Origin of the sequence: Streptomyces anandii JCM 4720 (assembly GCF_014650655.1) — a bacterium.
Lineage (GTDB): Bacteria > Actinomycetota > Actinomycetes > Streptomycetales > Streptomycetaceae > Streptomyces > Streptomyces anandii.
On the sequence record NZ_BMVJ01000004.1, the window covers coordinates 381,518 to 391,157 of the forward strand.

8 protein-coding genes and 1 tRNA gene are annotated in these 9,640 nt (G+C 75.6%); 3 read left to right on the plus strand and 6 right to left on the minus strand.

What is annotated here, in order from left to right; genetic code table 11:
* A partial coding sequence (locus IE249_RS36860; RefSeq protein WP_229858018.1) for a cytochrome P450 occupies nt 1-518 on the plus strand: 518 nt, incomplete at its 5' end.
* Nucleotides 519-551: 33 nt separating this feature from the next.
* Here the strand turns inward: IE249_RS36860 and IE249_RS10395 are convergent.
* From IE249_RS10395 to IE249_RS10405, 3 genes are read right to left on the minus strand one after another with little or no spacing between them, the layout of a single operon-like run.
* Nucleotides 552-1,019: a hypothetical protein gene (locus IE249_RS10395; protein ID WP_189704477.1), complete on the minus strand. Its 468-nt coding sequence runs from the start codon at nt 1,017-1,019 to the stop codon at nt 552-554.
* The gene (locus IE249_RS10400; RefSeq protein ID WP_189704478.1) at nt 1,016-1,654 is read right to left on the minus strand and encodes an RNA polymerase sigma factor; all 639 of its coding nucleotides are present in this window, start codon (nt 1,652-1,654) and stop codon (nt 1,016-1,018) included. Before IE249_RS10400 ends, IE249_RS10395 begins: the two co-directional genes overlap by 4 nt.
* On the minus strand, nt 1,651-3,087 hold the full coding sequence (locus IE249_RS10405; RefSeq protein WP_189704479.1) for a S8/S53 family peptidase: 1,437 nt from the start codon (nt 3,085-3,087) through the stop codon (nt 1,651-1,653). The genes IE249_RS10400 and IE249_RS10405 overlap by 4 nt, the downstream gene beginning before the upstream one ends.
* A gap of 143 nt (nt 3,088-3,230) precedes the next feature.
* Here IE249_RS10405 and IE249_RS10410 point away from each other — a divergent pair, with 143 nt between their 5' ends.
* Entirely contained in the window at nt 3,231-5,834 is a 2,604-nt protein-coding gene (locus IE249_RS10410; RefSeq protein WP_189704480.1) for a CHAT domain-containing protein, read from the plus strand.
* 48 nt (nt 5,835-5,882) lie between these two features.
* Here IE249_RS10410 and IE249_RS10415 read toward each other — a convergent pair whose 3' ends face one another.
* Nucleotides 5,883-7,751, minus strand: a complete 1,869-nt coding sequence (locus IE249_RS10415; protein ID WP_373304363.1) for a LuxR family transcriptional regulator AbsR2 — start codon at nt 7,749-7,751, stop codon at nt 5,883-5,885.
* A gap of 95 nt (nt 7,752-7,846) precedes the next feature.
* Between IE249_RS10415 and absR1 the strand changes: the two genes are divergently transcribed.
* A complete protein-coding gene (gene absR1 / locus IE249_RS10420; RefSeq protein ID WP_189704482.1) occupies nt 7,847-8,932 on the plus strand; it encodes a beta-glucuronidase AbsR1 in 1,086 nt (361 codons plus the stop codon).
* On the opposite strand, the gene IE249_RS10425 is transcribed toward absR1, so the two are convergent.
* On the minus strand, nt 8,866-9,456 hold the full coding sequence (locus IE249_RS10425; protein ID WP_189704483.1) for a helix-turn-helix domain-containing protein: 591 nt from the start codon (nt 9,454-9,456) through the stop codon (nt 8,866-8,868). The genes absR1 and IE249_RS10425 overlap by 67 nt on opposite strands.
* A 109-nt stretch (nt 9,457-9,565) precedes the next feature.
* Nucleotides 9,566-9,639 (minus strand) — tRNA-Pro (locus IE249_RS10430).
* Nucleotide 9,640: the final 1 nt, after the last annotated feature.

The window sequence follows — 9,640 nt, forward strand, 5'->3', positions numbered from 1 at the left end:
TGGGGCTGGCCGGGCCGCTGCAGATCGGCGGGGAGGCCGTCACCCACAACTGCGGGCAGATGCTGTACCTGCTGCTGACCCGGCCGGAGCTGATGGCGCGGATGCGGGAGCGGCCGGCGGAGCGCGGCCCGGTGCTGGACGAGCTGCTGCGCTACGTCCCGCACCGCAGCACCGTCGGCCTGGCTCGGATCGCCCTGGAGGACGTCGAGCTGCACGGGGTGCGCATCGCCGCCGGTGATCCGGTGTACGTCTCCTACCTGGCCGCCAATCGCGACCCCGGCGTCTTCCCGGAGCCGGACCGCATAGAGCCCGATCGCGATCCCAACCCGCACCTGTCCTTCGGCAACGGGCCGCACTACTGCACGGGTGCGGTCCTCGCCCGGCTGCAGACCGAGCTGCTGGTCGGCACGCTGCTCGACCGGCTGCCGGGGCTGCGGCTCGCGGTTCCCGCGGATCAGGTCGTCTGGCGGCGCCGGACGATGATCCGCGGTCCGCAGACCCTGCCCGTCACCTGGTGAGCGTGCGCGGCCCGTCCGCCCCGGCCGGTGCGGTCAGGCACGCAGCCATTCGGTGACGACCGTCTCGCCGCCCGTGCGCAGCCGCAGCGCGAACGGGCCGGCGGGCGGGGCCTGGCCGGTGAAGCGGCCGAGGTCGTCGGCGGTGAGCACGGCGGTCCGCCGCGGTCCGTTCAGCACCTCGATGCCGGCCGGCTGCGGGGGCAGCACCTGTCCCATCAGGCCGTCCCGGGTGACCTCCACGTCGACGGTCAGCCCGCCCGCCTGGAAGGTCAGCATCCGCGGCACGTCCGCGGCGCCCCTGACCGGGATGGCGTCGACCAGCGAGTCGAAGGTCAGCTCGGCGATGCGGGCGTCCAGGTCGTGCAGCGCGTAGGCCTCGACGGCGAGCTGGAGCAGGCCGGCGGGCACGGCGTCGAGGATGGCGGCCGCCTGCCGCAGTTCCTCCTCCAGCAGCGCGTCGTCGGCGCTGCCCGGGTCGTCGTGGGTGATGTGGTCGTTCACGTGGTCCCCCGTGCGTCGAGTCGGGCGCGCAGGCGCCGCAGGCAGCGCTGGCGCAGTGGTCCGATGCTGCCCACGGCGACCCCCAGCGCGGCGGACACCTCCTGGTAGCTGGGCGGCGGCGAGGACATGAGCACGCGCAGCAACTGACGGCAGCGCTCGCCCAGTTCCTCGAACTCCTGCCACAGCCGCCGGATCCGCTCGCTCTGCGCGGCGGCCTCCTCGGAGTCGAGCAGCGACTGCTCCGGCGAACCGTCCTCGCTCACCCGGTCCAGGAGTTGCGGGTCGTCCGTCACCGTGAGCCTGCTCAGGCTCCGCAGCGTCTTCAGGCATTCGTTGCGCGCGGTGCTGGCGAGCCAGGAGCCCGCCTTCTCCGGTTCCCTGATCCGGCCGAGGTGCTGGGCGAAGCGGAACCAGACGGTCTGGTACACCTCGTGTCCGTCGGCGTCGGAGAGCCGGTGCGCGCGCACGACGGACCACACCAGCGGACTGAGTCCCTCCACCAGCGACTTCCATGCCGCCGCGTCGCCGTCGACGGCGGACTGGACGAGCGCGCCGACATCTGCACGATCCACGACCTCACCCCTCGTGTACGGCATGTCATGGTACGCCGTGGAGGGGATGGCTCCGGCCCTCATGCCGGCGGAGCGAGCCGCAGGACCGGGACGGGGCTCCAGGTGGGCGGGCGCAGCGCCGGCACGTGCGCCCCGCGCACTTCGGCGTACTCCGTGTTGGACTCCAGGAGTTGGCGGCGGGCGGCGCGTGGGTCGCGCTCCTTGTGCGCGGTCATGTGGGCGGCGACCATGCCGGCGGCCACGGGGGTGGCGAACGAGGTCCCGCTCCAGTGGGCGTACCCCTCGAACATCACCTGGTCCGCCTTGGCGCCGGTGCTCTCCTGGCCCTCGCTCAACAGGCCGGTGTGGCGCGGGTACTGGCAGGTGCAGGCGTAGGTGAAGCCGAACCGGCAGGCGTCGTAGGTGGAGTGCTGGTAGACGTAGGGCACGGGGGCGGTGAAGCCGGTGAGTGCGCCGGTGAGGCGCTCGCCGGGGGCGTACGCCTTGACCCAGGCGCCGTGGTTGCTGAAGCAGGCGCCGAACTCGCCGTCGCCGCGCAGCGCGCCGACGGACAGCACGGAGCCCGCGTACTCGGGCAGGTCTGCGTAGGCGGCGGGCCAGAACGGGGTGGCACTCGCGTTGTTGCCGGCGGCGGCGACCAGCAGGGTGCCCTGTTCGCGCAGTTCCCGCATGAAGGCGTCGACGCCGAGCAGGCCGTCGGTGCGGCCGTTGGAGGTGCCGGCGGACAGGCTGATGATGTCGGGCCAGCCGTGCTCGTCGACGGCGTCGAAGAGCTTGTGCCCGAAGTCGGATTCGAGGATGGCGCCGGCGTCGTTGAGGGTGCCCCTGACGGTGATGTCGGTGTTGGGGGCGACGGCGGCGACGAGGCCGGCGATGAACGTGCCGTGGCCGACGTACTGGCGCAGGACGCCCTGGTCGTCGGTCTCCTGGACCTGGGCGTCGCCCTCGGTGTGGGCGAGCAGCGGCTCCAGGCGGTAGTCGTGCATGAGGCCGGTGTCGATGACGAGGACGCCCACGGCGGTGCCGGCATCGTAGGCGGTGCCGGCGGGCGCGGGGTTGGTGCCCTGGGTGAGCGGGGCGGGCACGGGCTCGTCGCCGGGGCAGGCGTTGACCGCGATGGACACCACGTGATTGCGGCTGACCAGGCGCCGGCCGGCCCGGCCCTCGTGCTCGCGCAGCGCGCGCAGGGCGTGTGCGACGGCGCGGTCGCCGCCGCGGTCGCCGTGGCCGGGGTCGCCGACCTGGATGCGGGTGATGCCCGTGCGGTTGGTCTCCGGGCTCGCCCGGCGCACCCGGTCGGCGGTCAGACCGGTGGCCCGGGTGAAGTGGGTGCGCACGGTGTCCTCGACCAGCCGGGCCTCCTCGCCGTCGCGGGCGAGGACGACTCCCTTCTCGTAGAAGAACTCGGCGGAGTCGTCCGGGCCCATCGCCAGGGGGACGTCGGGCATCGAGCGCTGGATCTGGTCGAACTGCTCGTGGAATCGCTGTGGGGCCATGGGTGTCCTCCCGTTGGGGCGATGGTCGTCAGTCAGAGCCGTGGGGCCGTCACTTGATACAGCGCCGAACGGCTTGTTCGATACGGCGGCGAACGACTTCCTCGCGGTTCCTCGGTCACCGGTGGGCCACTACCATCCGACAAGTGACAGCGGGAGACGACTCGGTGCTCGAACTGCTGCCGATGGTGTTCGCCGCCCCGGGCGAGGCCGTGACCCGGGCCCGCGGGCTGCTGGAGGCCGGTGCGCCGCCGCTCCACGCCTCGGTGGCGCACCAGGTGATCGGCATCTGGCAGCGGGACTTCGGTGATCTGCGGCTGGCTCTTCGGCATCTGCGCAGGGCGCGGGATCTGGCGGCGCGGGCGGACTCCGCGGAGCGGGAGGCCGACGTACTGGCAACGCTCGGGGTCGCGTTGGTGCACGCGGGGCGCACTCGGCAGGGACTCGCGGCGTTCGAGCGCGGGATCGCGCGCGGGAGCGGGCACACACGGGCGCGCGTGCTGTACCGGCGGGCGTACGTGTGGTGGGTGCTGGGTCGGCACCGCGAGGCGCTGGAGGACGTGCGCCGGGCCATTCTGGTGCTGCGGCAGGCCGAGGACGTGATCTGGACGGCGCGGGCGCTGACCTTGCGGGCCACCGTGCACCTGGCGCTGGGCGCGGTGGAGCGGGCGGACGCGGACTTCACCGCGGCCGAGGCGCTGTGGGACACCACGGGCCAGGAGCACGACAAGGCGGACGCGGTGGAGAGCCGGGGCCTGGCCGCGTTCCGCCGGGGCGACATCCCGGCGGCGCTGCGGCTGCTCGCCGAGGCGGAGGAGCGGTACGCGAAACTGGACACGCCGACGTTCATGCTGAACATCCGGCGCTGCGAGGTGCTGATGGCGGCCGGGCTGGCCCCCGAGGCGCTGGCGGAGGCGGACGCGGCCATAGCCGAACTCGACGGTCTGGGCGGCCAGTCCACCCGCAAGGCCGAGCTGCTGCTGGTCGCGGCCCGCGCGGCGCGGCTGGCGGGTGAGGCGCACACGGCGATCGCGCGCGCGGACGTGGCGGTGCGGCTGTTCGCGGGGCAGCGGCGCACCTGGTGGGAGACGCACGCCCGGCTGGTGCTGATCGAGGCGCGGGTCGCCGCCGGGCGCCGCTCGGGGCGGCTGGTCGCGGACGCGGCGGCGGTGGCCGGGCGGCTGGCCGCCTTCGGCTCGCCGGCCGCGCCGGAGGCGTCCTTGCTGGCGGGCCGGATCGCGCTCGCCCTGGGCTGGACGGCGGACGCCGAACGGCATCTGGCGGTGGCCGCGCGCAGCCGGCACAGCGGTCCGCCGCTGGCCCGGATGACCGGCTGGGCGGCGCAGGCCCTGCGGGCGCGGGCGGCCGGTTCGGGGCGGGGCGTGCTCGAGGCGTGCCGGCGCGGACTGGACGTGCTGGACGACCACCGCACGACGCTGGGCGCCTCGGAGCTGCGGGCGCGGGCCACCGCGCAGGGCGCCGAACTGGCCGCGCTGGCGCAGGAGGCCGGGCTGGCCTCCGGTGAGCCGCGCCGGCTGCTGGTGTGGAGCGAGCGCTGGCGGGCCACCGTGCTGTCGGCGCCGCCGACCCGGCCGCCCGACGATCCGGCGCTGCTCAGTGGCCTGACCGCGTTCCGTGAGATCGCGGCCCGTGCCGAGGAGGCCCGGCAGGAGGGGCACCCGGTGCCGGCCCTGGAGCGCGAACAGCGGCGTCTGGAGCGGGAGATCCGCGCCCGCACCCTGCGGCTGCGCGGGCAGTCCCCCGGCGGCGGCGACCGGTTCGAACCGGCCCGGCTGCTCGCGCGGCTCGGTGAGGCGCGGCTGGTCGAACTGGCCGTGCTGGACGGGCGGGTGCACGTGCTGCTGTGCGGTCAGGGCCGGGTACGGCGTTTCGAGGCCGGCCGGCTCGCCGACGCGGTGGCGGAGGCCGAGCACGTGCAGGCGGGGCTGCGGCGGCTGGCGCATCCGGGCGCTGCGGCCCGGCTGCCGCTGGTGGAGGCGGCGGGCCGTCGGCTGGAGGAGCTGCTGCTCGGGCCGGCCGCCCGGCATCTGGGCTCCGGGCCGGTCGTGGTGGTGCCGCCGGGCTCGCTGCACCGGGTGCCGTGGGCGCTGCTGCCGTCGCTGCGGGAGCGGGTGCTGAGCGTGTCGCCGTCGGCGGGCAGCTGGCTGCGCGCGCGGGAGACCGAGCCGCCGCCGGGCGGGCGGCAGGTGCTGGTGCGCGGGCCGGGGCTGGCCACCGGCGGCGCGGAGGTGCCGCAGCTCGCGGACCGCTACGAGGCGCCGACGGTCCTGGAGGGGCCCGACGCGCGCGTGTCGCGGGTGCTGCGGGAGCTGGACGGGGCCGCGCTCGCGCACATCGCCGCGCACGGCGCCTTCCGCGCGGACAGCCCCCTGTTCTCGTCGCTGACCATGGCGGACGGGCCGATCGTCGTGCACGACTTCGAGCGCCTGGACCGCAGCCCGTACCGAATCATCCTGTCCTGCTGCGACACGGCGCGGTTCGCGTCGGTCGGCGCGGACGAGCTGCTCGGCCTGGTCACCGCGCTGCTGCCGCTGGGCACGGCCGGGGTGGTGGCGTGCAGCGCGCCCGTCAACGACGAGGCGGTGGTGCCGTTGATGCTCGCCCTGCACAAGGGGCTGGGCGCCGGGCTGTCGCTGGCCGAGGCGCTGCGCGACGCCCGTACCGCCCTGCCGGGGGACGCCACGCACCAGGCCACCGGGTGGGCGTTCTCGGCGTTCGGCGCGGCCTGAGGCCTCCGCCCTGGGCGACCGGGCCGCCGCATCGTGCCGGTCGCCGGCTCAGGCGGGCTGCTCCACCAGGCACGGCAGGGCGCCCCGGTCGCCCGCGCCCAGGCGGGTGTAGGCGCTGTGCAGGTGGTTGCCGACGGTCCGCACGGACAGGGTGAGGCGCTCAGCGATCTGACGGTTGCTCAGTCCCGCGGCGGCGAGGGTGACGATCTGCCGTTGCCTCGCGGTCAGTTCGCCCAGCACCAGACCGGCCAGCGCGGGTGTGCGGGCGTCCTGGCAGCGGCGGGCCAGCGCGAGCGCGCGGGTGCGGGAGGTGCGGGCGGCGCGCGGGTCGCGGTGGGCGCGGACGGCCTGCGCGTGCGCCTCCGCCGCGAACAGCAGGAAGCCGCGTTCGGCCAGGGCTTCGGCGGCGCGGCCGAGGGCGGGCCCGTCGCCGCGGGCCAGGGCGTCGGCGTGCCGGGCGAACAGGCCGTGCCCGAGGTCGCGCAGCCGGTCGGCGACCTTCAGGGGTGCCTCGTCGGGGCGTACGGCATCGAGGTGTACGGCGTCGAGGCGTACGGCGTCGTACAGGGAGAACGGGTCGTCCTCGTCGATGTGCCGCAGGGCACCCTCGAGGTCGCCGCGCGCGACCGCCTGCCAAGTGGCCGCGCGGCCGACGTCCTCCCCCGCCGCGGGCCCGGTCTCGCCCGACTGAGCGGCCGCCAGGGCGAGTTCGGCCCGGCAGTCGTGGTCGTCCGGGGTCCACCGCAGCCCGTGCCGGGCCCATGCCGCCGCGTCCCGCAGCTCGCCCCGCAGCCGTGCGAGACCGGCTCGGACGGCCGCGTACCCGGCCGGAATCCGGGCGCCGTGGTCCACGAGCCAGTCCCCCACCGGCGCGGACACGGACCGTACGTCGGCCCGCGCGACGCTCGCGGCCAGCGCCCGCTGCTCGGCGCGCAGGGCGGACTGGCACTGCTGCGGGGTGCGGGCCAGGCGCAGGGCGCGCAGCCTTCCGGCGGCGGCGCGCAGGGCCGCGCCGTGCAGGGGATGCGCCAGGCGTACGGCTCCGTGCTCGTCCACGGTGATCAGGCCCTCGGCCTCGAGCTGTTCGAGCAGGCGCAGGTCGAAGGCGTCCGTGTGCGGCGGAAGCGGTTCGGCGAAGGCGAGGTGCTCCAGGACCTGCCGCTCCTCGCCGCGGGCGGTGTCGAGGACGCGCGCGGCCCGCTCCCGTACGGTCGCCGTGAGGGGAAGCGGCCCCCGCCAGGACCACTCGCCGGTGTCCGCGTCCGGGGCGGCCGGTCCCTGGTCGCGCAGCGCGCCGAGCAGATCGCGCAGCAGGCGCAGGTCGCCGCCGCACAGGCGGTGCAGCCGGTCCGCGGTGAGCGCGTCGGGGGCGCCGGCCGCGCCAGCCGCCATCAGCCGGGTGGTCTCCTCCCGGGGCAGCGGGGCCAGGGCGAGCCGGGGCAGCAGTTCACCGGTCCACAGCCGGGAGACGGCGTCGGGCACACCGGGCTCTCCGGCCGTGGCGCCGGAGGCGTCGTCGGAGGCGACGACGAGCAGCCGCGTACGGCCCTGCACGGCGAGCTGGTGGACGAGGGCGGCCGAGGCGTCGTCGAGGAGGTGGGCGTCGTCGACCAGGAGCAGCCGTACGCCCGACAGGAGCCGGACCGCCCGGTGCAGGGAGACGGTCCCGGGGAGCAGGTGCGCGAACGCGGCGAAGGGTATCCGGCGGGCCGCGGGCGTACCGGTCACCCGGGCCCAGTCGGTGCCGCGGACGGCCTGGAGCGCCAGCCGGGTCTTGCCGCAGCCGGCCGGTCCGGTCACCACCAGGCCGGGCCGGCCGCCGGCCACCGATCCCCTGATCAGCTCGAGTTCGTCGTCCCGACCGGTGAACGGCCAGGGCAGTTCAAGGGTGTTCGCGTCGCGTTCGAAAGTCGTCACGACAACTGGAGCGCGCATACTCATCCTTGATACAGGGCGACTTGAGTAGCCCCCGACTCAAGTCGCCCGGGCACGCGCCGGGGCAGGCTGCTCCCATGACCGCCCGCTACTGCTCGCTGCCCCGGCAGCCGGCCCCGACGTACGCGCCGGGGCTCGCCGCCGAGCGGCTCGCCGCGCTCCTCGGCGGGCGGCGGATGTGGGTCAACGGGACGGTCCTGCACTACTACTTCTTCGACGACGCGGCCGACGGCTCGGTCATCACCGTCCCGGCGACCGGGCAGACCCGCCGGATGCCGTGGGCCGGTGCGCCGGAACAGCGGGAGGTGGTGCGCGACTGCTTCCGGGAGTGGCAGGACCTGGGGCTGGGCCTCACCTTCGCCGAGGTCGGGGACCGCTCGGAGGCGGAGCTGCGGATCGGGTTCCAGGCCGGTGACGGCTCCTGGTCGGCGATCGGGCGCGACGCGCTGTGCGCGGGCCTGAACGAGCGCACCATGAACCTCGGCTGGGACCTGACCGCGCCGGGCGCGCGTGCCATCGCCCTGCACGAGATCGGGCACGCGCTCGGCATGGCGCACGAGCACCAGAGCCCGCTGGCGGGGCTGCACTTCGACGACGAGGCGGTGTACGCGGACCTCGCCGGCCCGCCGAACCACTTCAGCCGGGACACGACGTACGTCAACGTCCTGCGCAAGCTGGACGCGAGCGAGGTCAACGGCTCGGTGTGGGACCCGCTGTCCATCATGGAGGCGCCGTTCGCGCCGGGGCTGATCCTGGAGCCCGAGCAGTACCGGCGGGGCATGGAGCCGCCCGGCACGCTCTCCCCGGCCGACAAGGAGTTCGTACTGCGCTGGTATCCGCCGGCGGATCCGACCGCGCCGCCCGCGCTGGTGCCGTTCCGCTCGGCGCCGCTGCGGCTCGGGCCGGGCGAGCAGGCGGACTTCACGGTGGAGCCGCCGGAGACCCGTACGTACACCGTGCGCACCTTCGGGGAGTGCGACGCGGTCGTGGTGGTCTTCGAGGAGCGCGAGGGCGAGCCGCGGTTCCTGTCCGGGCGCGACGACGGGGGCGCTCCGCACAACGCCACGCTCACGGTCCGCCTCGTCAAGGGCCGCCGCTACTTCGTCCGGGTACGCCTGTACTCCGCCTGGGGTTCGGGTGAGACCGCCGTCATGTGCTGGTGAGCCCGGACACCACCGCACACGACACCAAGGTCCGGCGCCGGGGGACGGCCGGGCGCGCCTCCTTCGGGGGAGGGAGACGCGCCCGGCCACGACGCGCCGCGGAGCGCCCGCGGACCGGCGGGAGTCCTCCGCCTCGGCGCGGCAGGCGGCCGGCCGGCCCGCGGTCGGCGCAGCAGACGGTCGGCCAGGCGGGTGCGCGAGTACAGGACGGCGTGACCGTGCCGGGCCCGGTCGAGCAGGCCGGCCCGGCGCAGGACGCCGAGGTGCCGGCTGACCGCTCCGGGGCTCGGGCCGAGCCGGAGGGCGAGGCCGGTGGTGCTCAGCGGCCGGCCGAACACCTCCGGGATCCGCGCACGACCGGGTGACCGCGCGGTTGCGCCGCCGGCACACCGCGCCTCGGGTCGGGCGTCATCGGGATCGCGCTCGCCGTCGGCAGCGCGGGCGGTCCGCCGGCCGGGCCGCTCGGTGTGCGCGGTTCTCCTGCGGGTGGCCGCCGGGGGTGTGCGCCCTGTCGCTGCTGCCACCGCTGTGCTCGCGGGTCCATGAAGGTCTGGCGATCCGGCCGCGGAACGCGGGCGCGGGCTGCGCGTAGGGCCTCCACGGACTTACGTCCGCGAAGGCCCTTCGCTCACGTCGGGACGACAGGATTTGAACCTGCGACCCCTTGACCCCCAGTCAAGTGCGCTACCAAGCTGCGCCACGTCCCGG

What these genes read in the sequence shown, in the direction of transcription:
- IE249_RS10400 (WP_189704478.1), bottom strand. Translation starts at nt 1,654, where the DNA reads ATGAGGGCCGGAGCCATCCCCTCCACGGCGTACCATGACATGCCGTAC.
- IE249_RS10405 (WP_189704479.1), bottom strand. Translation starts at nt 3,087, where the DNA reads ATGGCCCCACAGCGATTCCACGAGCAGTTCGACCAGATCCAGCGCTCG.
- absR1 (WP_189704482.1), top strand. Translation starts at nt 7,847, where the DNA reads ATGACCGCCCGCTACTGCTCGCTGCCCCGGCAGCCGGCCCCGACGTAC.